At 40.7% G+C, this 24,864-nt stretch carries 25 protein-coding genes; 17 read left to right on the top strand and 8 right to left on the bottom strand.

What is annotated here, in order from left to right; translation table 11 throughout:
* Positions 1-103: 103 nt before the first annotated feature.
* Positions 104-1,189 (bottom strand): tyrosine recombinase XerS, encoded by a 1,086-nt coding sequence (gene xerS / locus KCTCHS21_RS15675; RefSeq protein WP_130610064.1) that lies wholly within the window; start codon positions 1,187-1,189, stop codon positions 104-106.
* A gap of 264 nt (positions 1,190-1,453) precedes the next feature.
* Here xerS and KCTCHS21_RS15680 point away from each other — a divergent pair, with 264 nt between their 5' ends.
* The 8 genes from KCTCHS21_RS15680 to KCTCHS21_RS15715 all read left to right on the top strand — a co-directional run bounded on the left by KCTCHS21_RS15680 (position 1,454) and on the right by KCTCHS21_RS15715 (position 8,192).
* The gene (locus KCTCHS21_RS15680) at positions 1,454-2,560 is read left to right on the top strand and encodes a nitric oxide synthase oxygenase (protein ID WP_130610067.1); all 1,107 of its coding nucleotides are present in this window, start codon (positions 1,454-1,456) and stop codon (positions 2,558-2,560) included.
* Positions 2,561-2,582: 22 nt separating this feature from the next.
* The gene (locus KCTCHS21_RS15685; protein WP_130610069.1) at positions 2,583-2,888 is read left to right on the top strand and encodes an MTH1187 family thiamine-binding protein; all 306 of its coding nucleotides are present in this window, start codon (positions 2,583-2,585) and stop codon (positions 2,886-2,888) included.
* Positions 2,889-2,916: 28 nt separating this feature from the next.
* Positions 2,917-3,621, top strand: coding sequence for a response regulator transcription factor (locus tag KCTCHS21_RS15690; RefSeq protein ID WP_130610072.1), 705 nt, complete (start codon positions 2,917-2,919; stop codon positions 3,619-3,621).
* Complete coding sequence (locus tag KCTCHS21_RS15695) at positions 3,622-4,614, top strand: sensor histidine kinase (RefSeq protein ID WP_130610075.1); 993 nt, start codon at positions 3,622-3,624, stop codon at positions 4,612-4,614.
* A 98-nt stretch (positions 4,615-4,712) separates the two neighbouring features.
* Positions 4,713-5,483: an ABC transporter ATP-binding protein gene (locus KCTCHS21_RS15700; RefSeq protein ID WP_130610078.1), complete on the top strand. Its 771-nt coding sequence runs from the start codon at positions 4,713-4,715 to the stop codon at positions 5,481-5,483.
* A complete protein-coding gene (locus tag KCTCHS21_RS15705) occupies positions 5,458-7,329 on the top strand; it encodes an FtsX-like permease family protein (RefSeq protein ID WP_130610081.1) in 1,872 nt (623 codons plus the stop codon). The genes KCTCHS21_RS15700 and KCTCHS21_RS15705 overlap by 26 nt, the downstream gene beginning before the upstream one ends.
* Before the next feature lie 95 nt (positions 7,330-7,424).
* Positions 7,425-7,820, top strand: a complete 396-nt coding sequence (locus tag KCTCHS21_RS15710; protein ID WP_130610084.1) for an Rrf2 family transcriptional regulator — start codon at positions 7,425-7,427, stop codon at positions 7,818-7,820.
* A 30-nt stretch (positions 7,821-7,850) separates the two neighbouring features.
* Entirely contained in the window at positions 7,851-8,192 is a 342-nt protein-coding gene (locus KCTCHS21_RS15715; RefSeq protein WP_130610087.1) for a DUF1801 domain-containing protein, read from the top strand.
* A 101-nt stretch (positions 8,193-8,293) separates the two neighbouring features.
* On the opposite strand, the gene KCTCHS21_RS15720 is transcribed toward KCTCHS21_RS15715, so the two are convergent.
* On the bottom strand, positions 8,294-8,737 hold the full coding sequence (locus tag KCTCHS21_RS15720) for a MarR family winged helix-turn-helix transcriptional regulator (protein WP_197726543.1): 444 nt from the start codon (positions 8,735-8,737) through the stop codon (positions 8,294-8,296).
* 226 nt (positions 8,738-8,963) lie between these two features.
* On the opposite strand from KCTCHS21_RS15720, the gene KCTCHS21_RS15725 reads away from it, so the two are divergent.
* The 4 genes from KCTCHS21_RS15725 to KCTCHS21_RS15740 all read left to right on the top strand — a co-directional run bounded on the left by KCTCHS21_RS15725 (position 8,964) and on the right by KCTCHS21_RS15740 (position 13,237).
* Positions 8,964-10,487, top strand: a complete 1,524-nt coding sequence (locus tag KCTCHS21_RS15725; protein WP_130610093.1) for an MDR family MFS transporter — start codon at positions 8,964-8,966, stop codon at positions 10,485-10,487.
* 200 nt (positions 10,488-10,687) lie between these two features.
* Positions 10,688-11,083 carry a VOC family protein gene (locus tag KCTCHS21_RS15730; protein ID WP_130610096.1) on the top strand — a complete coding sequence of 132 codons (396 nt, stop codon included), beginning with the start codon at positions 10,688-10,690 and terminating at the stop codon, positions 11,081-11,083.
* A gap of 145 nt (positions 11,084-11,228) precedes the next feature.
* On the top strand, positions 11,229-11,609 hold the full coding sequence (locus KCTCHS21_RS15735) for a VOC family protein (RefSeq protein WP_130610099.1): 381 nt from the start codon (positions 11,229-11,231) through the stop codon (positions 11,607-11,609).
* Positions 11,610-11,767: 158 nt separating this feature from the next.
* On the top strand, positions 11,768-13,237 hold the full coding sequence (locus tag KCTCHS21_RS15740) for a peptidase G2 autoproteolytic cleavage domain-containing protein (RefSeq protein ID WP_157994054.1): 1,470 nt from the start codon (positions 11,768-11,770) through the stop codon (positions 13,235-13,237).
* 381 nt (positions 13,238-13,618) lie between these two features.
* Here the strand turns inward: KCTCHS21_RS15740 and KCTCHS21_RS15745 are convergent, their stop codons facing one another.
* The 5 genes from KCTCHS21_RS15745 to KCTCHS21_RS15765 form a co-directional block, all read right to left on the bottom strand.
* Positions 13,619-14,416, bottom strand: a complete 798-nt coding sequence (locus tag KCTCHS21_RS15745; protein WP_130610105.1) for a HEPN/Toprim-associated domain-containing protein — start codon at positions 14,414-14,416, stop codon at positions 13,619-13,621.
* 71 nt (positions 14,417-14,487) lie between these two features.
* Positions 14,488-15,162: a hypothetical protein gene (locus KCTCHS21_RS15750; RefSeq protein WP_130610108.1), complete on the bottom strand. Its 675-nt coding sequence runs from the start codon at positions 15,160-15,162 to the stop codon at positions 14,488-14,490.
* 392 nt (positions 15,163-15,554) lie between these two features.
* The gene (locus KCTCHS21_RS15755) at positions 15,555-16,001 is read right to left on the bottom strand and encodes a MarR family winged helix-turn-helix transcriptional regulator (RefSeq protein WP_130610111.1); all 447 of its coding nucleotides are present in this window, start codon (positions 15,999-16,001) and stop codon (positions 15,555-15,557) included.
* A gap of 65 nt (positions 16,002-16,066) precedes the next feature.
* Complete coding sequence (locus KCTCHS21_RS15760; protein ID WP_130610114.1) at positions 16,067-16,423, bottom strand: DoxX family protein; 357 nt, start codon at positions 16,421-16,423, stop codon at positions 16,067-16,069.
* Between the two features lie 344 nt (positions 16,424-16,767).
* A complete protein-coding gene (locus KCTCHS21_RS15765; RefSeq protein WP_130610117.1) occupies positions 16,768-17,874 on the bottom strand; it encodes a lipocalin-like domain-containing protein in 1,107 nt (368 codons plus the stop codon).
* Positions 17,875-18,018: 144 nt separating this feature from the next.
* Between KCTCHS21_RS15765 and KCTCHS21_RS15770 the strand changes: the two genes are divergently transcribed.
* Positions 18,019-18,570: a TetR/AcrR family transcriptional regulator gene (locus tag KCTCHS21_RS15770; protein ID WP_157994055.1), complete on the top strand. Its 552-nt coding sequence runs from the start codon at positions 18,019-18,021 to the stop codon at positions 18,568-18,570.
* A gap of 162 nt (positions 18,571-18,732) precedes the next feature.
* Here the strand turns inward: KCTCHS21_RS15770 and KCTCHS21_RS15775 are convergent, their stop codons facing one another.
* Positions 18,733-19,404: a helix-turn-helix domain-containing protein gene (locus tag KCTCHS21_RS15775; protein ID WP_232057851.1), complete on the bottom strand. Its 672-nt coding sequence runs from the start codon at positions 19,402-19,404 to the stop codon at positions 18,733-18,735.
* 238 nt (positions 19,405-19,642) lie between these two features.
* On the opposite strand from KCTCHS21_RS15775, the gene KCTCHS21_RS15780 reads away from it, so the two are divergent.
* The 4 genes from KCTCHS21_RS15780 (at position 19,643) to KCTCHS21_RS15795 (ending at position 24,800) form a co-directional block, all read left to right on the top strand.
* On the top strand, positions 19,643-21,157 hold the full coding sequence (locus tag KCTCHS21_RS15780; RefSeq protein WP_130610125.1) for an FAD-dependent monooxygenase: 1,515 nt from the start codon (positions 19,643-19,645) through the stop codon (positions 21,155-21,157).
* 1,010 nt (positions 21,158-22,167) lie between these two features.
* Positions 22,168-23,286, top strand: a complete 1,119-nt coding sequence (locus KCTCHS21_RS15785; protein ID WP_232057852.1) for a hypothetical protein — start codon at positions 22,168-22,170, stop codon at positions 23,284-23,286.
* Between the two features lie 280 nt (positions 23,287-23,566).
* On the top strand, positions 23,567-23,947 hold the full coding sequence (locus tag KCTCHS21_RS15790; RefSeq protein WP_130610128.1) for a hypothetical protein: 381 nt from the start codon (positions 23,567-23,569) through the stop codon (positions 23,945-23,947).
* 328 nt (positions 23,948-24,275) lie between these two features.
* Complete coding sequence (locus tag KCTCHS21_RS15795; protein WP_130610131.1) at positions 24,276-24,800, top strand: hypothetical protein; 525 nt, start codon at positions 24,276-24,278, stop codon at positions 24,798-24,800.
* Positions 24,801-24,864 lie beyond the last annotated feature (64 nt).

Here is a 24,864-nt window from a genome sequence, read left to right on the forward strand (position 1 = left end):
GCAAAAGAGGTTAACCCGTAACAACCGGGTAACCTCTTTTTGCGTTCCAATCAATTCAATTAATATCATTAAATACCCTCAAAACCCTAAAATCATTCAGGAATTAGCTATCTTCTTTCCTGCGGTCAATCGCTTCTGCCATTGTTTTGTCGGTGAGATGAGCATAAATTTGTGTTGTTTCTGGTGAGGCATGTCCCAGCTGCTCCTGGGTTTTGTATAGATCATTACTGAGATAGTAGTCCGTGGCAAACGAATGTCGCAGCTTATGTACAGAAAGATAAGGCTTGCCGAATCGCTTGGCGTATTTCATGACCATTTCTTGTATCGCACGCTTGGTCATTCTCGAGCCTTCTTTTTTACCATTTGCGATGGCTAAGAATAAGGCTTTCTCTTTCTTCGGGGCTTTATAGTGAGTATCCCGCTGTGCTAAGTACTGCTCTAGATCAGGAACGGCATCCTGTCGGAAATAAACGGGAGTCTTGAAAGTATCATCATTCTTACCCTTGCGAAACACATAAAGAAGCCGCTTTTTGAAATCTGTATCGTCGATGTTGAGATTAACAAGCTCAGATACCCGTAAGCCTGAGTTAAGAATCAAGCTAACAATGCAGCTATCGCGAATTTTGTTCAACTCATGTGAATAAATCGCTTGCTTGTTAGCTGCTACATCGTGGGCATAATCTTGTTTAATGTAGTTAATAAACTCGATAATTTCCTGCTCCTGAAGCAGCTTTCCTTCCAGCTTGGCTGCGGTATCCTTAGGCTTCTGCGTTCGTTTGACAGATACCTTGGCCATTACATTCCGCTTTAGAAGAGGGTAGAAGTTCTCATCCTCAGCAATCTGGCTCAAATAATGGAACAACGAACGCAGAGAAGAAAGCTTGCGTGATATCGTCGTACGAGTATTGGCATTGTCCCGCTTCGTGGCCAGAAACATGCGAAAATTATCAACACTATCCATATGTAGCCGCTCTAAATCCTCTAGAGGGACATTACTCATTGTATCCGCAGTCGTGAGGCCCTCAGCCATTAACCACGATAAGAAAGCCTCATAATCTCTTATGTATTCCAATAAAGAGGAGGGAGAGAGATCAGGCAGCTTGTAGTTCATGAATTTCTCGATATACCAGGGCATTCTTGGAATGCGCTTGTCCAGCTCTTCTCGATCTTTCCTCTTCTGCAGGTTCATGGGAAACCCCTCAATAATCATATAGTCTATCTTCCAAGTATACCAAATTTCAGTTAATGAATCTCGTAGAGAGGGGAGAGGGTGCTAGGAACAAAGTTCAGGTATAATATTTCGTTTGGGCTGGACATTTTGTTACAATGAAGCTAGGAATTTATCTATAGACATTCATGAGTCTGACCGAGTCCTTTTAAACTGATTTAATGTATACACCCAAAACAATTCTACATAAATATAATTATGTAAACAAACAACAGGAGACACAAAATGATTAATATCGTTAACAACGGAAAGCTCGAAGAAGTAGAAGCTGAAGCACTCCATTTCCTCGAACTATTTTACAAAGAAACTGGACGATCCCCTGAGGCACTTAATGAGCGGATTTCTGAAGTCCTCACCGCTTTAAGGGAAACCGGGCAATACGAACAAACTTTAGAAGAGCTGACCTACGGAGCGAAAGTCGCTTGGCGAAATAACAGTCGGTGTATCGGAAGATTGTTCTGGGATTCGCTTGAAGTGTTCGATGAGAGGCAGGCTGACTCTGAAGAGGCTATAGTGGCCGCGCTACTACGTCATATTGCCCATGCATCCAATAATGGGCGTATTCGCCCGTTGATTACTGTGTTTGCACCTGAAACCAGTGAGATGAGCATACGAGTTTGGAACCATCAGCTTATTCGCTACGCCGGTTATGAGACTACAGATGGCATCATCGGAGATCCTTCCTCTATCGATTTTACTGCACAGTGTATGCGTCTGGGTTGGAAGGGTCGCGGAACAAGATTCGATGTGCTCCCTCTAGTTGTTCAGATAAATGGCCGGGAGCCTAAGCTATTTACAATTCCATCAGAATTAATTAATGAGATTAACATTACTCATGGAAGCATTGAAGGCTTTGGTGATTTAGGTTTAAAATGGTACTCGGTACCGATATTATCAGATATGATATTGGATATAGGCGGAATTCGCTACACGGCTGCACCGTTTAATGGCTGGTACATGGGAACGGAAATCGGCTCGCGAAACTTAGCAGATACTGATCGCTATAATGCTCTGCCAGCTATCGCAGATCTTCTAGGCTTGGACCGAACGACGAATACGTCCTTATGGAAGGACCGGGCCTTGCTTGAACTAAACACGGCCGTCATTCACTCCTTCAAGCTTGCTGGAGTAAGCATTGTTGATCATCATACTGCGGCAGACCAGTTTATGCGTTTCATGAAGCGTGAGCAGGATAACGACAGAACAGTTAATGCACGTTGGTCATGGTTAATACCACCGATGTCTCCTGCAGCTACTCCCATATGGAATCACAGCACCTTCGAGGAACAGACGGTTAGACCCGATTTTGTCGCCCAGCCGCGTCCTTATTAAGGATTAAACAGGAGGTTATGGTATGGCCATCGTTCAAGTGACAATTGTTCCCCTTGGAACAGGTACTCCTAGTGTAAGTAAATATGTAGCTGAAGTTCATCAGGTTCTTATGCAATCTGCGGAGAACATTAAATATCAGCTTACACCGATGAGCACGATCATTGAAGGAGAATTGCATGATTTGCTTGAAGTCATTAAGAGAATGCATGAGGTTCCCTTCGAGAATGGGGCTCTGAGAGTGTCCACTTCAATTACCATTGATGATCGACGCGATAAGCAAGGCACTATGGAGCAAAAGCTCCAATCGGTAGAAGAGAAGTTGAAATAAGCGCTATAAGCCGGGAAGGAGTAACATATTGCAGCGCATTATGATTTGTGAGGATGATCCAAAGCTATCGGCAATACTCAAGACAAACATTGAAAAGTCCGGCTATGATACAGGTGTGGTGCTTGATTTTGACCGTGTGCTGGAGTTTTTCCAGTCCTATGATCCTCATCTCGTACTAATGGATGTTAATCTGCCTAAATTCGACGGGTTTTACTGGTGTAGACAAATACGTGCGGTGTCCAAGTGTCAGATTCTATTCATATCCGCACGTTCTGGTGAAATGGATCAAGTGATGGCACTGGAATATGGCGCAGATGATTATATAACTAAACCCTTTCATCTCGAAGTCGTGATGGCCAAGATTCGGAGCCAGATCAGACGCGGATACGGTGAATACGCTCAGCCTACGGATGAACGGATTGTGAAGCTTGCTGGATTGGTCGTATATCCGGAAAGGCTAGAGCTTGAATTGAATGGCAGCCGCACGTTGCTAACGAAGAAAGAAGCCGTTTTATTGGAAACACTTATTCAGCAATTTCCTAGAGTCGTCAGTCGTGAGACTTTACTTGATAAGCTATGGGATGATCAAGCATTCGTTGACGAGAACACCTTGAACGTGAATATAACCCGATTGCGTAAGAAGCTACAAGAAATAGGCATAGAAAATGCAGTCGAAACCGCGCGAGGTGCGGGGTACAAACTTCAGATCGTCTGGGACAGTAGGGACTTATAGATGAAGCTTTTTATACGCGAGCATATTCCACTCATCATTTTACATATCGTTCAGATGTTCCTTGTCCTCCTTATTTATTGGCTAGACGGCTATCAGAATATGCTTACGGCTCTTTATTCTGTATTTATTGGTCTTGTATTGCTCACTGGATATTTGATCTACCGATATATAAGTCACAAATCACTATATAGTAAGCTAACCGCCCCTCTAGAAACATTGGATGATTCCATTCAGGGTGGCGGTTCTACTCCGTTGTCATCTGCATTCGACGAGCTCCTTCAAGCCCAATACGGACATTATAGGCAGCTGCTAACGATAAGAGAAAAGACCCGCAATGACCATCTCGCCTTCATGAATCAGTGGGTTCACCAGATGAAGACACCCTTATCTGTCATCCGTCTCATGATGGAGGAGGCTGATGACGAGCGTTCCGCGAGCATTCTTGAGGAAACAGCTCGAATGGAGAAGGGACTAGAAACCGTACTATACGCAGCTCGCTTAGAAACGTTCGAGCGTGATTTTCAGGTCGAGTCTGTCTCGCTTAGAGGCATTGTTGAAAATGTTATTCATGAAAATAAACGCCTCTTTATAGGGAATAAAGTGTATCCAGAGCTGCTGGTAGAGTCAGGATTAACCATCGAGAGCGATGCCAAGTGGCTTTCCTTTATGATTGGACAAGTCGTCACCAACGCAATTAAGTACTCTGCGGATTCCAATCAGAAGATCATCTTTACTTCCTATGTAAGGGGGAAAGAAGCGATTCTGGAAATCCGTGATCATGGTATCGGAATTCCTCTAGCAGATCGGAAACGTGTGTTTCAACCGTTCTATACGGGAGATAATGGTCGCCAATACAGGGAATCGACCGGTATGGGGCTGTATTTTGCTCAAGAAATTAGTAACCGTCTCGGTCATCGAATTGAGCTGGATTCGGAAGTCGGCGTAGGCACCTCTGTAAAAATCATATTTGCATCCTACCTTACAAAGACGTAAGGAAGTTGAAAGATTATTCGATGGGACGGCTTCATCTCTTCCCGTAAACTCAATTACAGAAGCAGAGTTGACTGCACAATATAGAGGAGCGAGTAGAGATGGAGATACTAAGCGTTAACCAATTAAACAAAGTCTATGGTGGGAAGGTCCCTTCCCGGGCGTTAACTGATATTAGCTTATCGATAGAGCAGGGTGAATTCGTTGGCATCATGGGCCCGTCCGGAAGTGGTAAAACGACGTTGCTCAATTTGGTTGCAGCGATTGATACGCCAACGACGGGTGAGATCCTTATTAACGGGAAAAATCCGCACAAGCTAAAGAGGAAAGAGCTTGCTCTGTTTCGTAGGAAGGAGCTTGGCTTTGTTTTCCAAGATTTCAACCTACTTAACACACTGACGGTGGAAGAAAACATCGTGCTCCCGCTAACCCTAGAGGGCGTAAAGGTCAAGGTAATGGAGGAAAAAGTAGCTGCAATTGCCGGAAAGCTTGGAATTACGAGCATACTTAAGAAGCGAACCTTCGAAATCTCCGGGGGCCAGGCGCAGCGTACAGCCATCGCGAGGGCGATGATCCATTCACCGAAGTTTCTGTTTGCGGATGAGCCTACAGGAAACCTGGATTCTAAGTCTGCCAGAGACGTTATGGAAACCTTAAGTGCCATCAACAGTGGTGACGGTACGGCTATGATGCTCGTAACGCATGACGCGGTAGCAGCGAGCTATTGTCACCGTGTAATCTTCATTAAGGATGGCCAATTATATAATGAAATTCATCGTGGGGACAGTCGGCAAGCCTTTTTCCAGAAAATCATAGACGTGCTTTCGTTGTTGGGAGGGAATGCGCATGACCTTTCGTCAATTCGCGTTTAACAACGTATTGCGCAATAAACGTACGTATGCCGCCTATTTTCTTAGTAGCGCATTTTCGGTTATGGTTTTCTTCGTCTATGCTGTGTTTGCGTTCCACCCTGATATTGCAAATGGATCGCTCAACATCAACATCTCAACCGGATTACATTTTGCAGAAGGTTTGATTTACGTTTTTTCCTTTTTCTTTGTTCTGTTTTCTATGAGCGCGTTTCTTAAAACTCGAAAGAAAGAATTCGGCTTAATGGTTATGCTTGGAATGACCAATACTCAGCTGAGAACAATGGTATTTTTTGAAAATGTTCTGATTGGTTTTTTCGCAACCTTATCTGGAATTGGTATGGGATTGATTTTATCGAAAATCATGCTGCTTGTAGCGGAGAACTCCCTGCAGCTGGATGAAGCACTCCCTTTTTACTTGCCTATTAAGGCTATGAGTCTGACTTTAGTTGCTTTTGTTGTCTTGTTTGTGCTGATTTCGTTATTCACCGTTATCATTCTCCGAGCCAATAAACTCATGGACCTTATTAAGGGCAGTACCAAACCGAAAACAGAGCCGAAATCATCGGCTATCTTATCCTGGCTTGCTGTCCTACTTTTGGCTGGAGGCTATACGGTTGCTTTGATGGTAAAGGGAATGCTAGTCATTTATGCGATGATTCCGGTTACTTTGGTTGTCATTGTCGGCACCTATTTCTTATTCACTCAGATGAGCGTATACCTCATTCACAAAAGTAAAAACAATCGCTCCTTCTTCTGGCGCGGCACAAATATGCTCTTTCTGTCTGATCTGGCCTATAGAATGAAGGATAACGCCCGGACGTTCTTCATGGTGGCTATCCTCTCAACCGTGGCTTTCTCGGCAATCGGCTCTCTGGTTGGCTTTAGAACAATGGCGATTGAGATGATGATGAAGGAAAATCCTTTTGCATTCGAATATGTTACTACTGAAAATCGGGCGGATAAGGCTAAGGAGGATGTTGCTTTAATAGAAAGCTCTCTGCAAGCTGCCAAAATTGATTATCAACGACTCCAAGCATCGATGTCAGAGCAGATATCCGATTCGAAAGAAAAAGTAACTGTAGTTAAAGCTTCAGAGTTTAATGCTATTGCGAAGTCAGCAGGCGAAGAGGCTGTAAATGTAACTGGAGATCAAGCAATAGTCATTTATTACACAAACTCACTTATGAATAAAAAAGCTGCTGATCATAAAGATGAGGTAAAGCTTGCGTCTGGCAATAAGATAATCAAACCAATAGGCAGCATGCCATCTGTAACACTGCCTATGTTTATCGAATATTTTGTCATTTCGGACGCCCTATTTAATCAGCTTGACCATAAAAAAGTAGAAACCTTCTACGCCTTCGATGTCGATAAATACAAAAAAACACTAAAGGTTGGAGAAAGCCTTTCGAAGAAGGTAGGAGGGGGCGGCAATCGGTTCGTATCGCTAGCCTACGATGTGCATCAGATGATTCAAGGATTCGGTGTTGTATTGTTTATTGGATTGTTCATAGGCGCTGTATTCTTCGTTGCAGCCGGTAGCTTCCTCTACTTCAGATTGTACGCAGATATGCCCGATGATAAGCTAAAGTTTGCTTCAATTATCAAATTAGGACTAACAGAGGGAGAACTGTCCAAGATTTTGACGAGGCAGCTAATGATTCTGTTCTTCGTCCCTATCGCTGTAGCCACAATACATGGAGCTGTTGCTTTAACCGCAATGCAAAGTATGTTCCAGTATAGCTTGATGAAGGAATCATTCCTTGTACTAGGGGCTTTCGTGTTGATTCAAATTATTTATTTCCTATTAATAAGATCACGTTACATTAAGCAGGTGTTGGCTTAGAGTAAGTTAACAGGAGCTTATCTTACTTGACGATGCGATTTTATAAAAGTTATTATGGATAGATAAAATCTTATTAAAAGGTGGGGGGATTTAGTATGAAGTACTCGAAGGCGACGAACTATGCCCTTCACACTATGCTATTTCTTGTGGCAGCCACTCCCAATAAACCTATTGGTGTGCAGCAGCTGGCGGAGAAGCAAAATGTTTCACCTACCTATCTATCCAAAATATTAACTAAGCTAGTCAAGGCAGGAATGATTGAGTCTGCATCAGGCGCTAATGGCGGTTATCGGTTAAAACGCAATTGGGAAGAAATTTCGTTCCTTGATATTATCCATGCTATTGAAGGAACTGCCTCCTTATTCGATTGTGCCTTGGATCATGGACCGGAATGTATGATTCAGCAGGTGGTATTAGCGGCAGAACAGAAGATGGAAGAGCATTTGAGAAACCAGACTATGTCTGAGCTAGCCAAAACAATTAAGAACTAGTGTGGGAAAATGAAGGGAGAAGCGAATTCTATGAATCAAGAGGTAACTGCACTTATCGAAAGCCTCAATTCACCTTGGAAGATCGAGACATATAATCAGCTTCGTCAGATGGTTTATCAATCATTACCAGATGTAGAAGAGCGCATGCAATACCGTAAGCCGCATTATCTGATTAACGGCCACTACGCTGCTGTAATCTCACCTTCAAAGGATGCAATCACCTTCACAATCTTTAACACAACAAATGTTGAATTACCGATAGATCAATTCGAAGGACCAGTAGAAAGAAAGTCGATCAAAATTCGTGATGGGCATGCGACTGACTATAATTGGTTGGCCAAGTTTCTCGTTCAAGCAGCCAGCTCTCTCTAAAGGTCAACATAAACCAGTATAACGTTATGCATAAAGAACCAGACTAACACTTAATTATCGTGTTGGCTGGTTCTCTTTTTTATTCCTATTCGGCTACCTAATTAAGTTGAAGAAGAAGATTTGTTACGTGCTTTGGAGCTAAGATGATCAATTTGCTCATCTAAGACCGTGCTCGCTTTGCCTAAAAATTGCGTAATAAGTGCAAGCTCTTCATCTGTATAGGAGGAGGCCAGCTGTACCATTGCGTTGTGAAGAGGCATATAGGTATTGCTCACCTCGTCCTTATTTTCATATAGAGGAACAATAATTACTTTTCGGCGATCATTAGGATCATTTTGCCTACGTACATAACCCATCTTTTCCAGCCGGTCGATTAGTGCTGTAACGCTGCCCGTTGTAAGTCCAGTTAGCTTTGAAAGCTCACCAGCGGTAATGGGACCTTTTTCGCGCAAAATATCAACCGATATAAAATCATTATTGTGCAGCCCAAGCGAGGAAGCTACATTTTGCTGGTATAATACCGTTCGGTTTCCTAGTCCACGCATGTGTAGAGTGAAATCTTCCTGTAAATCCGTCGTATGAGCTTTCTGATGGCTTGACAAAAGACAAACCTCCTTTTAATATATAAATGTCTTGATTATCAAGATATTAGACATTCAAGAAACTTGATAAACGTATGAATGTTTAATTCATTTTATCTAAATCAGTACACTTTTGCAAAGAGGATACTGACTGCGGGACTCTAATCAGTGTGTGGAGGGAACAAGAAAGATGGCGAAGGGTAATAAGAGGGGTATTATTATTGGAGGTCTGCTGTTAGCCATACTTATGGCATCGATGGATAACACCATCTTAGCAACAGCAATGGGTACTATTGTCGGGGAGCTAGGCGGATTTGAAAAATTGATGTGGGTGACCTCGGCATATTTGGTATTAGAGATGGCTGGCATGCCGATTTTCGGTAAGCTATCGGATATGTATGGTCGAAAACGTTTCTTTATTTTCGGAATAATTGTATTCATGGTCGGTTCTGCCTTATGTGGTACAGCTAGCTCAATCGAACAGCTGATCATTTATCGTGCCATTCAAGGTATTGGCGGCGGTGCTCTAATGCCGATTGCATTCACGATCATGTTTGATATCGTGCCTGCTGACCAACGAGGCAAGGTGGGTGGGTTATTCGGTGCCGTATTTGGTCTTTCCAGTATATTCGGACCTCTTCTTGGGGGATATATAACGGATTATATCAACTGGTCGTGGGTTTTCTACATTAACTTACCTCTTGGCTTTATTGCTTTCATAATGATCGCTTTCTTTTACAAGGAGTCTGTCGAGCATTCCAAGCAAAAAATCGACTACCTTGGCGCATTTACGCTAGTAGCATCAATCGTATGTCTTATGCTTGCACTGGAGCTTGGCGGTAAGCAATATGCGTGGGATTCTAGTATGATCATAGGCTTGTTCGTCGCTTTTGCGGTGCTTATTGTTGGTTTTGTCTTTGTCGAGCGTCGTGCACAGGAACCCATTATCACCTTTGGGATGTTTAAGAATCGTCTCTATTCAACAAGCAATATTATGGGCATGTTTAGTGCTGCAGCATTTATTACAGCCTCTGTCTACATTCCGATCTTCATTCAAGGTGTACTTGGGGGCTCAGCAACAAATTCAGCACTTGTATTGCTCCCTATGATGCTGGGATCCGTCGTTACTGCTGCAGGGGGAGGAGCCTTCCTTACTAAGTTACGGTATCGCTCAATTATGATTCCGACATTAGCACTCTTTGTCGTCGGCATAGCTTTGTTAACGACATTAACGACCGACTCCTCGCGCTTTATAGTTACGGTATTCATGATACTGGTCGGCCTTGGAATCGGCGCATCATTTTCCGTATTAAGCAACGCAGCTATTCATGGCTTCACTGCTAGGCAACGTGGCTCTGCCAGCTCAACGCTGAACTTCATGCGTTCAATGGGGATGACGCTAGGTATAACCGTATTCGGAATTATTCAAAGCCATGTGTTTATGAATAAACTAGCAACTATATTTGGCAATGGAGCTCAAATACCGGAAGGTGTGGATCTAAGCGATCCACGTAAAATATTAATTCCAGAAACTCGGAGTCAAATTCCTACGCAGGTGCTTGATAAGATTACAGAAGCACTCTCGTCGTCAATTGTTCAAACCTTTGCTTGGGCGATTATTCCATCGGCCATTGCTCTCCTTACAGCATTCGCAATGAGCAAAGAAAAGCTTGATCCTGCTGCCGAGCTAGAGGAATATTCAGCTTCACATTAAGTTAGAGGGACCGTTTCTCTTGAGGGAGAAGCGGTCTTTTTGTATTGGCAGGGCTTTAGTGAGATTCAAATAAGACGTATTGGCAATAATACAATAGGAATCGATTTTTTGATAAAATAGAGGGGGCATGTGGCAGTCAATTCGAAGATTGCATGCTTCATCATTGCCAAAATCATGATTTGAGAAGGGGCTTGATTACGATGTCAAAAGTAACACCATTCTTAATGTTCGAAGGTACCGCGGAAGAAGCCATGAATGAGTACACATCTTTAATTGAAGATTCTAAAATAATCAGCATTACGCGTTATGGAGCAAATGAACCAGGTAACGAAGGGAGTGTTAAGCAAGCTACCTTTTCCTTAAATGGGCAGGAGCTTATGTGTATTGATAGCAATGTTAAGCATGCATTTACGTTTACACCATCGTTTTCCTTATTTATCACATGTGATTCAGAAGAGAAAATTAATCATTATTATGAGCATCTAGTTGCAGGTGGGAGCGTTCTAATGCCTTTAGGTGACTATCCCTTCAGTAAAAAGTTTGGTTGGATTGTCGATAAATTTGGCGTTTCATGGCAGCTTAATCTTCCGAATTAAAGTAAGGGATTTGTTTTGTTCCCAGTCGCAGCTATCGGTTGTTTACTAACATAAAAATTGCTAATATAAGATAGCAGCGTTATGCAGGACATTGCATGGCTTGCGGACCCATTAGCTGTTATTCAAAAACTAGGGAGTGTAAACCATGATCAATAAAATCGGTCAAATTATGCTGTACATAAATGATCAAGACCAAGCAGTACGGTTTTGGACGGAGAAAGTCGGCTTTATTGTCGTCTCCGAAGAGAATAACGGACAAGGGATGCGATGGATTGAAATTGCCCCAGCACAAGGAGCACAAACAACCTTCGTTATTCACAACAAGCAATTCATTGCACAAATGCAGCCTGAGCTTAACCTAAACACACCATCAATTCTCTTTTACAGTGACGATCTTGATGGACTTTATCAGGCTTTCAAAGAGAAGGGCATTACAGTTGGGGATCTAGTGGAGATGCCTACGGGCCGGGTATTCAACTTTGCCGATGATGAGAACAACTACTTTGCCGTTGTGGAAAAAAAGTAAACAAGCTTCATTGGAGCGCAGCGTCATCACTTCACGTGGTGGCGTTTTTGCGTTGTTGGAGTAAATAGATGGACGTTATCAGATTATAGCCGTTTCCTCCTTGAACCTATTAGAATATATATTTAAAGAATGACAATAAATATATGAGGATGATAGAGATGGCTAACGGTTGTAATCAAAACCCTAGCGGCCAATGTTCAACGGCAGAGGGGATAAACACAACGGCGAGTGGAATTGCTGCCCATGCGGAAGGGAGCAGCACTACGTCTAGTGGAAATGCATCTCATTCCGAAGGTTTTCAAACGCTTGCCATTGCAGATACCGCACACGCGGAAGGAAATTCAACAATTGCTAGCGGAAGCGCTGCTCATACGGAAGGATTTCAGACGCAGGCAACTGCAGATACCGCACATGCAGAAGGTTATTCTACTATCGCTAGCGGAGTCGGAGCGCATACGGAAGGTCACTTCTCCGCTGCTTCTGGTGTGGCAGCTCATGCGGAAGGTAGTATGACAAATGCAATGGGATCTTATTCACATGCCGAAGGGATTAGCACGATCGCAAGCGGTAACGTTGGTTCCCATGCTGAAGGCCAGGTCACTACTGCCAGCGGAACAGCATCCCATTCCGAGGGTTTTCAGACAACGGCAAGCGGACCATCTGCGCATGCAGAAGGGGCAAACACAATAGCCGGCGGACCGTTCTCCCATGCCGAGGGAGTTAGTACAATGGCAAGCGGTCCTTACGCTCATTCCGAGGGTGCCAATACTATTGCTAGTGGACAAGCTTCCCATGCGGAAGGCCTTTTTACTCAATCCACTAATTTCGGCTCCCACTCTGAAGGATCGAGCACTTCAGCTCTTGGATTTGCAGCCCATGCGGAGGGTACAGAAACGATAGCAAGTGGTGGATTTTCACATGCAGAAGGGCAGGATACAGACACCCATTTTTTCCAGGCGTCTCATATTATGGGGCGTTTCGGGGACGCAGATGAATCCAATTCCTGGTTTATTGGTAATGGTACTTCAACTATCGCAAGAGGCTTGGGGGCAAAATGGAGCGGTTCGACCTTTGATATGTTTGTCGATGGTGCATACTTGAGCCCAGCTGCCGACTATGCCGAGCTGTTCGAAATAGAAAGCGGAATTCCTATCGACGTAGGCTATTTCGTGACTGTATCGGATGAAGATAGGATTAGAAAAGCTACATCTTACGATACGTTTATTGTGGGAGTTACGAGTGCTACTCCAAGTATTATCGGGAACAGCGCGGGATTACGTTGGCAAGGAAAGTATTTGACCGATGAATGGGGACGTAAACAGTATCAAGAAGTCGTATTTCCAGCTCAAATATCCAAGGATGGAAATATACTGACGGCCGAAAGAAAAGAACTGCAGCCCAAGCTGAATCCTTCATGGGATCCTAATGAGGAATATGTATCTCGATTGAAACGGCCAGAATGGGTCGCTGTCGGATTAATCGGTCAAATTCGGGTCCGAGATGACGCTACATGCACAGTTCATGGATATTGCCGGCCAAATGATGCCGGAGTTGCAACACAAGCCGACCATGGATATTTTGTATTGAAACGTACCGGCCCGAATCAAATATTGATTTTGCTAAATTAACTTCCGGTACTGAAGTGAGATCATTGAGGATTTTTACAAGAGAGCAATAATGAAGTTCTGAAATCAACGGAATACAGGGAAGTAAGTAATACATTAAAGATAAATATTCAAGATAAGTAATCAGTTAATATTGTGAGCAGCCGACTGATGAAGACTGATGAAGTCGGTTCTCGGTTCTTTATTATATAACTATTTCACAAAACCCGTATTTTATACATATGTCTATATTTAAACTTAGAGCCATGTGGATCCCCTAAATCAGCTGGTATATACAGTGACAACTTATAATCCTCTGTTTTATCCGTACAAAAAAACTTTACATTTTGATCATTTGCCCTTTTTCCCGCCAACCTTCAAATACCAATCCCTCAGGCAACTTACCTAAGACTGGCGACAATTTAGGTTCAAACGCATCTTTAACTTGCAGACATTGGTAGTGTTAAAATCCATAAAAGAGTAAAAATCAACTACTTCTGGGTTTAAGATGTTCATACTACGTTTGATTATTGATATGTCTGATGAACCTTCAGTTAAAAGTATGATTCGTTCATTCCTTATATACGAATCGGCCAATTCCACCAATGTTTCTTCACAAATTCTATCGTTCTCAGAACACCAACCACCATCCACTAAAGAAGAAAAATCAATAACACAGTTTTCATCATCGCCATATAACTCCAAAATTGCTCGAAATACATATCGCATGTCAGAACTTATAAAACCAAAGATCGATTCCCCTTCATAATCCGCATTCATCATAAAATACTGCATTGGATAATCAGTTATCACAATATTATCTTTGTAATACAAGTAGTGACTGTAAGGCGAATTGATTATACATTCCAAAGATTTCAACCAATTGTCGAACGTGTAATTATTGATTTCTATTTCAACGAATCCTTCTCCGCTTAAATAACTACAATATTGAACAGATTCATTGTATGAGATAAACTCCTTCTTTGCTTTATCTATTGTAAAACCCAAAATATCTAAACGTAATTTAATATTTTTTACAGTAGTGCAATATTCACATATCAACCTCTCCTCATTATCTTCATCTTGCACGCTCTCTATTTTTTTATCATTTTCACGATATAGTGTAAGCCATATAGGGCTTACATGATTCTTGCTTAAAGAGAAATGAAATCCATTTATACCAATCGATGCGTAGCTACCCACAGAATAATTCTCCCTTTATTGAGTCTTCGTTCTGTCGTTTAACGTCTCCTGTATTCCCTAATCCGAGGAACTTATGCACCCGAATTGGTCTGCTGTTTAACCATATTTTTCATTTTATCTAGCTCCCAGATTCCATGATTTTCGACTTCTCTAAAAATCACTGTATCAAATTCATTCCAAGTTGGATTATTGCTATTTTGGTATCGCAAGATGAACGCTTGTGAAATTGATTCGTCTTCGTTTAAATGCCCTCTTAGCCACAATTCAACTGACAGATAATATCTTTTTTTAAAGACATCTTGATACGATAATTTTGTAAGGAAAGTTGTAAATTCTAAATCATCGATACTATTTTCAAATTTAAACCTGATTACAAACGGGACTGTTATGTCTTCGGGTAAATTAATAATATTCGGACTCACACTAAAAGCGTTACCTCTTTTATTAACAAATGATTCAACTTTTAAGTTAATGGTCGGCCCTTTACCAATATTTTTAAGACCGAAGAATGAAATCCCCCTATATTTTACATGTTCATCTAAGGGATATTCGAAGTCATAAACAAATAATCTATCGTTAGTATCAGTTGAGTTCAAATTAGTCGGTATTATTAATGGCCTATTTGCAGCTCTCCTGGTTTTGATATTCTCTATCCATAAGAAAACTGTCAGTATAGCAACTAATAGCGCTGCCACCTGACCAATAGCATAAAAGATATTTATATACTCATTTATAAAATCAATCATATTTTACCCTCCTACTCGAGAAGTATTAGCTCCTCAATGCCATTTTTTAATTTGAGTTCTTAATTACATAATTCTATTAATATGTATAACTTTCCTGTCTTTCTCTCTGTGAACGACAAAATTAGTCACGCTTATGTACGTGACTAATTCATGATGTAGATATAAGTTGACAGTCTATATAAGAAACCTTGGTATAACGGCAAAAACCTTCATTTAGGACAATATATTTTACATTGTATTTTATACATATGTCGTTCATGCTCCTTTTATAGAAATTAGAAAAGGCCGCCAACCGGCAGCCTCAAGCTTTTTTGATTTGGGTTCTGAATTGTTCGTTGAGTCATTAGCTACAACAGGTTTCTTAAAGTAAACCCCTCTGGATCATTAACCCCTCAGCTTAACTTCAAATTCTGGGCACCTATTCCAACTTTCTTTAATAGATGAATGAGCTGTTCTTTTTCTTCATTCGTTATAAATGATAAGTTTTGCGAAATGGTTATGATGTGTTTGGAATAAATTTCCGTAAATAGGTCTCTTCCTTCCTTAGTCAAAACAATATTGGAAGCCCTTCTGTCATCTGGGTTAAGTTGTCTTGCGAGTAGCCTTTTTTTTTCTAACTTATCGATAACATAGGTTATACTGCCGCTAGGAATAGAGAACTTTTCACTGATTTTTTGTACAGGATGCGGACCTTTACTGTAAAGCAATTCAAGAATCATAAAATTCTCGTGATTGATATTGTAACTCTCTATATCTTTTCTTATATTTTCAAATAGAGACCTGGAAGAATTCATCCATATACGAAACAACCTCAAATCCAATTGACTTTGATCATGCATTACCTGACCTCCTTTATTAAACATAGTAATGACATGAATAGTGGTTGTCTAGTAAAGTATATGATTTATCCAAGTAAAAAGTCAAAGTTGTTTACGATTATTACCACTGCTATGACCAATAAAATAAATGGCATGAGTTGTTTATTAGATGGTTCTTTCATTTTGACATGTGTAAAAATGGCTCCCAACATCGTAACTGCGATTAATAAAGCTCCCCAGGCTGCCAAAGTTTTATTCCAGATTCCTGCAATTACCAGAACGGCCGAAACCAATTCTAATAATCCTGTAAATACTCTAAACCATGAAGGATATCCATAATGCTTAAATTCTTCAACTAATTTCTTAGATCCAAACTTTGCTAATCCGAACAGCAAGAAGCCTAACCCTAGTATGACTTGAAAAATAATTGATAATACATCCATTAATAACGCCTCCTTTTATTCTAATAATAGTTATTCTATATATAGCCTAACACTAGGATATAATAGATGTCAATTATTAACTTCCTTCTATAACCCTTATGCAATAAAGGCTATACTTACCTTTGCTCAATTCGAAACAAATTGTCCCGTGGGCAATAAGCGAAAACACTTTGTATCGCTAGAAAGCGGAATACAAGCAAGGTGGTGTACGGGCGTTTCCAGAGAGTACTAAATTAACGTAATGTTGTGTTTTATTATTGGTATGAAAAAAAGACTGCCAAGACTCCTCTCTTGACAGCTTGAACCAGTTAGAACTTTCTAATCTTTTTTAACCATATAACAGCTTACTTGGAATTAATAATAGAGTTTTTGTTGTTACCAAAAAACATCTGTTCCCATAATCCTTCGTGTACATATACCGTCTTTACTCCATCTTTGTCATGAGTCAAGCGAACTTCACCAAGGATTCGGGTGTACGTTGGATTGGCACCTAATAATTTTGCAATCGTGGCTTTAAGACGCGCGACTTTACCCAGAAGACTAACAGAGACAATATCTCTTTTTCTAATAAACTCAACCGTATAAGTTTCCTTATTGGAAACCGGTTGTTTGTAAATTAAATGATTATCCATAAATTTTTTGGTTGTTGGATGTTCAAATGTGTCTTCCCTCGTAATCTTAGTATGCGACTGATCATCGGTTAAGATTTCACCATCTTTTGCAATCATGAACACAGGCAGACGTTTGTAGTTATAATTTTTCTCTGCAATAATGTCACATGCAATGATATCGTAGCCCTCAACTTTCGCACGTCCCCAATACCAGTGATTCATCAGCTTATTCATGCCAATATTTCCCCAGTTATGGTCATGATAGCCCGTTCCTTTAAGCTTAGTTGTTTGATTCCCAATGGTTAAATTAGCTTCTATAGCAGAAGCAGGCTGAGCGACGAACCAGGCAAAGAAATGCTCATCCTGATTACCGTAGAACCAATGTCCTGTATCTGGACGCCACATCGGTATTTTTGAAGTCATGGTAGCATGATATTTAATATCCCCTTCTTCAAAATGCAGAATATATATTCCATCAATATATTTTAGATAGGATTTGCCTATGCTAACGTCACATATGTCTTTTTGGGCGTTGATCACAGTTCCTCTGGATTCTTGAAAAGACTTTAAAGTCTTTGTACCGTCGGGATGCGTGATATCAATATCTACGGTCGGTTGTGCGGGACCAGGAACGTCAAAGTAATTTTTAGTATAAAAAATTGTAACGATCGTCGTTCCGTCTTCAAATTCAGCATCGGTGTACCACCATTCATAAGTACCTTCACGACCTGTAGTTCTCAATCCATCTTCTCTAGGCTGCGCCTGGTCTAGCACAATATTTAATTTTTTGTAATCGGAATCCGAATTCGCTAGTCTGGCATTTTTAATGGTTTTCCCCATCTGACTAACCTCCATATATTTATATTTACGTCACTTACATCCGTTATAAAATTGACATCTGTAATTGTTATGGATATAGTATATTTACAAAGAGTGACACGTGTCAATGTTATCAGACAAGTATGACAAATTGGAGGAAATGTCTTGTATACTGGAACAAATCCATCAGCAATACGATCACAAAAATGGATTAGAGATTCATTGCTGCAATTGTTAAAGGAAAAGCCATATAAAAAAATATCGATAAAAGAGATTACTGAACGAGGGGATCTTGCCAGGCAAACATTTTATCAATTATTTAATTCCAAAGAAGAAATTTTAGAATATCACCTCGATCATTTATTTCATGAATATCTTATTAAAATTCAAGATTTAGAGGTCGCAACTACAGCCGAGTTAGCCAGATTATATTTTGTTTTTTTTCATAATAACGAAAATTTCATTCATCAACTTATTAAAAATGACTTAGTCAACATCTTGAATCAAAAGTTTTATTCTTATTTAAGTGAAATTCATATTGTACTTAAGCATACCCAAGTCCATTCTGAGTATGCGACAGCTTTCATTTCCTCTGGTTTAGTAGGTATACTCATATTCTGGTTTAAACAAAATAAAACAATGTCCATTGAACAACTGGCATTGTTGGTAAGTGACATTCTTAATGCAAATGATTTTATGGAGAAGAGCAACTCCTAAGTAATTTTGTTTGGATAAAGGCAGAACTTAATAGAAAACAGCAGGATCCTTGTCTACGCTAAGAATCCTGCTGTTTTTAATGATAGCGACCGTCGCTTACTTTCTGATCTAATTGTTTATTTATACTGATATGTCGCTCATATAATTTAGATTTTCGTAATTCTAATCCTCATAAACGGTAAAAAACACATCGTTAAGAATCGTTTTCGCCCTCTTTAAGTTTCGTGAATCCAACTTGCCGAGCATCTCCATGATTTCATTCATCTCCTCGTTTACCACTAAAGAACGAAGAGGTATGTTCGTTTCTATATCTTCGCAGAGCGACTCTTTCTGGCTGGGCACACTTGATTCATCAATTGTGCTCGGATAAACCCATGATGAATGAACAATTTCTCCGAGAGAACTTACAATAAGCCTCAAATCGTCTTCTTTATACTGCTGCAAGAAACCATTCACATTGCTATCAATTTGATTATGTAGAGCTGCATGCAAATGATAAATCTCTCTGCCCAATGAGGTAGTACGAAACAGAATTTCTTTTTTGTTATCTGGCAGATGTTCAATCAGAATGATTTGTCGAGCAATCAGTTTTCTCGTAATTTTGGAGACACTACCTTTGGGAATGCCGAATTGCTTTGAAATAGTATTGCCGTTTACAGGCTCAAGCTTGCCAATTGCATCCAGCACATGAAGACTCAAAACGGTCATTTCTTTCATCAACTCTGCAATAACAGGATTAGGACTATTTTGGATCATCCATTGTTTCTCTTCATCGTCTTCCGTTTGGAATCTACGCTGTATTTCATTCGCTGTTTCCAAAAATTTTTTAATCAAATAATCTTTATTCAGCTTTTCCTTTGAATGACAAATGATTAATTCCCCTCCGATTGTTATTTGATATCAGTATATCAAAGGAAAAGCTGCAACTAAAGTTTCCTTGAAACATTATTGACAAATGAAGAATATTCAATCATTATTATTTCGAGGAAACTTATAATTTCCTTGAAACAATAATAGTGGCGGTTATTATAAAAGTAATCATTATCTTTATGACCATTGGAGGTCAATTTATATGACAAAACAACACGACATTGATGTTCTCATCGTCGGAGCTGGCCCATCCGGTTCTACGTTAGCGGCAGATCTACTAAGGCGTGGCCTTAGAGTTCGGTTGATCGACAAGGCAACACACGCCTTCAAGGGGTCACGCGCCAAGGGCGTCCAGCCACGCACACAGGAGGTCTTTGAAGATCTCGGCGTCCTAGAAGAGGCTCACGCGGAAGGCGGCCCATACCCACTCGCGGGTTTCCATCTCGGACCGATCACTATACCTTGGCGGATGCAGAAGCAGAACAGAGTTACACCCGCCGTACCATATCCGAATATTCTTCTACTAGCTCAGCACCGCACCGACGCCATCTTGCACCGCTTGCTTGGTCGCCTCGGCTTGCATATCGAGTTCAACACCGCTTTAGTGGGTTTCGAACAGGATGCCTACGGGGTAACGGCTACACTCTCTTCGGGGGAAACGGTAACCAGCAGATATCTGGTTGGAGCCGACGGCGGCTCAAGCACAGTCCGCAAAGCCGCTGGTATTCGGTTCGTTGGAGAAACTGATAACTCTGATCGTACGCTTATCATCGACGGCACGATTGACGGACTATCTCGTAACCGGTGGCATATGTGGCCACGCACACACGGCAAGTCGATTGGAGCATGCCCACTGCCCAACTCCAACCAGTTCCAAGTCATGATTCGTCTGAATGTAGACGAATCATCAGACCTTGACGAAGCCGCGATGGCTGCCCAGTTCAAGATGCTCACTAGTTACAACCTCCATGACATTACCTGGACGTCGGTGTTCCGGCCTAATGTCCGGCTCGTCGAGAACTACCGTCTGGGTCGTGTCTTTCTAATCGGCGATGCTGCACACGTTCATACGCCCGCTGGCGCGCAGGGCCTCAACACCGGTGTGCAGGATGCTTACAACCTCGGTTGGAAAATCGGTCAGGTCATTGCTGGCGCACCCGACAGCCTCCTTGACAGCTACCAGGCCGAACGGCAGCCAATCGCTGCACGCGTCCTTGGCAAGTCTAGCGAGCTGTACTCTGGTCTCGACAAGCAACGTCTTTCCAGCCTTAAGCGTGGAGACGAGGAGCGACAACTCGGAATCTCTTACCATGCTGGCCCACTTGCCCACATCGATACCCAGGCCACTAAGACCCTAAAGGTAGGAGACCGAGCGCCAGACGCAGCCTGCACTGGACCCGATGGGGTGCAACGTCTGTTCGACGTGCTCCAAGGGCCACATTTTACCCTGTTAGCCTTCGGTGCCAACTCTTCCTTGGCTCTCTCCGAATTGATCTGGCCGGCTAGTGGGGCCGAATTGCGCCGCTATTCTGTGGAGACGAGCCATCAAGTGGAACACAATTGCCTTAATGACACAACTGGCAAGCTAAGAAGCAACTACGGCATTTTTTGCGACACGTTGGTATTGATTCGACCAGACGGCTACATCGGATGTATTATTACGACCGATTGGTTAACATCCTTCGATAAAATGAAGAGAATGATTACTCCATCTTAATTCCAGCTCGACACACTTCGTCTGATGGTCGAAATAAAGATTCAAAGATTCTAATAGAACAAGTCTCTCTGTCACTATTAGGGATCTTTTCAAGTATGAACTACGTTGCGACGCAATACCGAATATTCTTTTTTGCTATCGTAAATGGTACATCTGATTAGTTTAGATTGAGGGAATGTTTCAGCACGTGATCTCTTTTTCTGACATGTTGTATTGATAGTTAAGAAAGGATTAGATTCCAATATTTGGAATTTATACTACCGTAAGGCTCGATCTAAAAATTAGTTGTTGATATTTAACCAGACAGTTTGTGATGGTTGAATTCGAATAAATACCTACTGTATTTGCGTAAAGTAGCTCCGGCACAGTATCGCGTGGCGCATTAACAAAAGCCCGAACTAGCATACCCGGGCTTTTCATGTTGGAGGCGAAGCGCTGCTGTGCATTCCACAATTCGGCAGGTATTGTGTATGGAATTGTATGAGATAGCCATCTAGGGAAACTGCTCCGAATCTCTGACTCTTACATGATAAGTCTTTATTTTGAGTAACTTAATATAAGTACAACTCCAAAGTTCCTTTGGCCCACATAGGGATCTCTTCTCTGCAAAAGATAATATGTTTACATTTGATCTCCGCCACATTCTCAGGTACACTGATGTTGTCGATAAAGGTGACTTCATCTGTAATCTCCAAGGCTGGCTTCAAATTACTTAAAGATTGACCATATCCCCACCGGATATCTTCTTCCGCAATCCAGTGCCCCCCTGCCCCACTCTTGACGCTACCCGATCAATATGCAACTGCACATCTTGCAAACCAATATAACACATGAATACTTTATAGTCTTGTTCCTTAGCTGCCTTCATATCTTTGGACTTTTTCTGAAAAGTTAACTAATGTACATTACGATTTATAAACAACCACCACCTAACTTTAACATTGGTGAAATAGCAAGCTAGCTGCGCATGGGAATAAGATTTTTTAGAATCTATATACTTCACCAAGAAAATGGTTGGTACATTATCTATGTTGTTAGTTATTCCACAGCTTGTCTCAGCAGCAGGTAATTCCGAAAAAAAATTAACTAAGTTTAATTTATCTTCGATTCAAGAAATTAACCAATATATTTCCACCAATAAAAATGTCAACGTTATGCTTTATGATAAAAATGGAAAAATTCTAAATGAGTTTCATAGCGATTCAAATATTATAAGTTATCATTACGATGCAAATGGCGAAATGGTTGACTCAACTGATTCTTTTAATGGAAAAGAAGTTTATAAAAAGGATCCTCTGACACATCAACTTAAAATTGAAAAATATAAAAATAATAAATTGGTTAGTGACTCAAGCCTTTCAGATAGTAACGGCAATGCATCAAATATTGCAACCACCAATCAAGTCTCCCCTTTATCTACTACAGTATATGAGGACTACATTGTTAATAACTTTTCAATGAATGAACTAATATCCGATAGTGACTTTACGAATTCAACGACAATGAGCCAGGCAAATATACAAACTTTATTTGAATCTTCTACTTTCAACTCTATTTTGAAGAACGATGTCACAATATACACTATGGACAATTCAGGAATACCTGTTTACACAGGAAGGACAATAAAGCCTTCAGCCGCAATTAGTGCTGCCGCTACAGCAAATGGAATTAACCCCAAGGTGATACTTGTCACGTTACAGAAAGAATCATCTTTAGTGAAAGACCTTTCCGGCAATCCTGCTCCCTCTTATTCCGATAAACGCTTTGTTTTTGCCATGGGTTATGGAAAAACAGACGTCGGAATTGATTACTCCAAATCTGGATTTGATGTTCAGATAGCAGGAGGAACTCAAACTCTAAAAAACCGTTATAATCAATCCCCTTCTACAGGTTACCCTAGACTTCTACCGGATACCACTGTAACACCTATTAACTATGGTGAGCCCGCGAAATCCTATGGAGGTGTAACCTATAAGAATTATGTATGGGTTAAAAATCGTGCAACATATTCTCTGTACGTTTACACCCCTCACACTATTGACTTTCATTTGCCAAGTTTAGGTGGAGGTAACTATTTGTTTGTCTCTACTGCCAATGGTTGGTGGGGAAGTACCAATAGGTGGAATTAATAAAAAGATTGTGAATCTAATTTTCTAACTCACTTTTGAATTTTAATCAATTAAGAAAAAGCTCTTCCTCCTAAAAGATGAAGAGCTTTTTTTACACGATAGGAATAAAATATAAGTAATGATTCCAGTACGAATCTCATATTAAAAGAGTGGTTTCCTATGCAAAAATTGTTTAATATCTTATTCATTTTTTTCTATCTTCTGGCTCACAGCGTGTTCATCATCAAAAGACTCCCCTAGCTTGGAAAGGTGGACAAAGCCCGTTGGGGAGTTGACGTCCATGCAGACGGCCCAATATGTAATCGGGACGACCAGAGTGCAACCTGAGCTTACGAATGTTTATAATGAACAAGCAGACTTGACTGTGTGGCAGAAATGGCTTGAGGGAGCGGCAAAACCGCAAGCGTTCCCGGAAGATAAAAACATAAACATAATACAAGTCATTGCTTTTTATTATGAGGTCAAGGGACAGACAATGAGAACCGACAGCTACATGCTAGTTACATTTAAGGATGGCACTCTCTACATGAAGCAAATTCGGCCACCGAATAAAATTCAAGATGTGGATCCTTATAACGAATCTGAGAACGATTTAATTATTCGTCGTGCAGGCATGGATGGTTGGTGTCAAATGGGAGATATACACAAACGATTGTTATGAATGTCAAAGTTAACTAGTAATAGCCCATAGTCACTTTGCAAGTCGTAACCCTTTTTTGTTTAATTCTAACCAAAGAGTTTTTTCCTTCTTAGCGATCCCTTGTGCATCTACTGGAATTTTATTGCTATTATAGTAATCCTTTAGCAATCGATTTTAAACAAGTTGATCTAATCATTTTTCCACTTCCTCTTGACCTGATTTGTTTTAAGCAGGAGCTACTGTTGAAGTTGGGGAACTGCTGATTTCCTTTATTCGACATTTATTCTCATTTTTCGTTTGTACTCGTGTTAATATTTTCAGTACTTATTTGAAGTATGGATGGAACGACATGAAAATTCGTAGAAAAACATTTGTAAAAAGTTTAGCCATTGTTTTAATTGTTTTTTTACTTGGATTTATATTGGTAAATGGTTACTTGAATTATTTTAAATCAGGAATATTTCTTAAGGAAGGATTATCAAGTCAGGACATAAAACTTACCCTCACTGAAGGTGAGCTTCACTTTTATCTTTTTGAAAAGACAATCAACAACAAGCCTGTTATTGGGATAATGGTTTTGGAGCAAAGGAATGGATTCGGATGGAGGAAGTTTAGAGAAATATCCATTTCGAAGATAGAGGGGGACATATCCTTCGTGCATATATTATATCCTACTATAAAAAACGGAAATGCAATTGGAAAAAGCATGTGGGGGGGAGTTTTTCCGGATGCAGTTTCCCGAAATGTACATTTTAAAATTGATGACGACGTGATTATTCCGCATCTTCTATTGTTTAATAAGTCTGGTCCTTCCTATTTTTTTACAGAGTCTGACAATGTAACAAGTAGTAATCTTACAATAAAAAATGAATAAGTCTAGGCGTTGAATAATTCGTAATTTACGAGAAGCCGAGAATTGATTTTCTTTTACTACTTTT

The organism is Cohnella abietis (assembly GCF_004295585.1).
In the GTDB taxonomy this organism is placed as follows: domain Bacteria; phylum Bacillota; class Bacilli; order Paenibacillales; family Paenibacillaceae; genus Cohnella; species Cohnella abietis.

Coding starts and splice junctions, on each gene's coding strand:
- xerS (WP_130610064.1), bottom strand. CDS start 1,189: ATGAACCTGCAGAAGAGGAAAGATCGAGAAGAGCTGGACAAGCGCATT.
- KCTCHS21_RS15680 (WP_130610067.1), top strand. CDS start 1,454: ATGATTAATATCGTTAACAACGGAAAGCTCGAAGAAGTAGAAGCTGAA.
- KCTCHS21_RS15685 (WP_130610069.1), top strand. CDS start 2,583: ATGGCCATCGTTCAAGTGACAATTGTTCCCCTTGGAACAGGTACTCCT.
- KCTCHS21_RS15695 (WP_130610075.1), top strand. CDS start 3,622: ATGAAGCTTTTTATACGCGAGCATATTCCACTCATCATTTTACATATC.
- KCTCHS21_RS15700 (WP_130610078.1), top strand. CDS start 4,713: ATGGAGATACTAAGCGTTAACCAATTAAACAAAGTCTATGGTGGGAAG.
- KCTCHS21_RS15705 (WP_130610081.1), top strand. CDS start 5,458: ATGACCTTTCGTCAATTCGCGTTTAACAACGTATTGCGCAATAAACGT.
- KCTCHS21_RS15710 (WP_130610084.1), top strand. CDS start 7,425: ATGAAGTACTCGAAGGCGACGAACTATGCCCTTCACACTATGCTATTT.
- KCTCHS21_RS15715 (WP_130610087.1), top strand. CDS start 7,851: ATGAATCAAGAGGTAACTGCACTTATCGAAAGCCTCAATTCACCTTGG.
- KCTCHS21_RS15720 (WP_197726543.1), bottom strand. CDS start 8,737: ATGCGTGGACTAGGAAACCGAACGGTATTATACCAGCAAAATGTAGCT.
- KCTCHS21_RS15725 (WP_130610093.1), top strand. CDS start 8,964: ATGGCGAAGGGTAATAAGAGGGGTATTATTATTGGAGGTCTGCTGTTA.
- KCTCHS21_RS15730 (WP_130610096.1), top strand. CDS start 10,688: ATGTCAAAAGTAACACCATTCTTAATGTTCGAAGGTACCGCGGAAGAA.
- KCTCHS21_RS15735 (WP_130610099.1), top strand. CDS start 11,229: ATGATCAATAAAATCGGTCAAATTATGCTGTACATAAATGATCAAGAC.
- KCTCHS21_RS15740 (WP_157994054.1), top strand. CDS start 11,768: ATGGCTAACGGTTGTAATCAAAACCCTAGCGGCCAATGTTCAACGGCA.
- KCTCHS21_RS15750 (WP_130610108.1), bottom strand. CDS start 15,162: ATGATTGATTTTATAAATGAGTATATAAATATCTTTTATGCTATTGGT.
- KCTCHS21_RS15755 (WP_130610111.1), bottom strand. CDS start 16,001: ATGCATGATCAAAGTCAATTGGATTTGAGGTTGTTTCGTATATGGATG.
- KCTCHS21_RS15760 (WP_130610114.1), bottom strand. CDS start 16,423: ATGGATGTATTATCAATTATTTTTCAAGTCATACTAGGGTTAGGCTTC.
- KCTCHS21_RS15765 (WP_130610117.1), bottom strand. CDS start 17,874: ATGGGGAAAACCATTAAAAATGCCAGACTAGCGAATTCGGATTCCGAT.
- KCTCHS21_RS15780 (WP_130610125.1), top strand. CDS start 19,643: ATGACAAAACAACACGACATTGATGTTCTCATCGTCGGAGCTGGCCCA.
- KCTCHS21_RS15785 (WP_232057852.1), top strand. CDS start 22,168: ATGGTTGGTACATTATCTATGTTGTTAGTTATTCCACAGCTTGTCTCA.
- KCTCHS21_RS15790 (WP_130610128.1), top strand. CDS start 23,567: ATGCAGACGGCCCAATATGTAATCGGGACGACCAGAGTGCAACCTGAG.
- KCTCHS21_RS15795 (WP_130610131.1), top strand. CDS start 24,276: ATGAAAATTCGTAGAAAAACATTTGTAAAAAGTTTAGCCATTGTTTTA.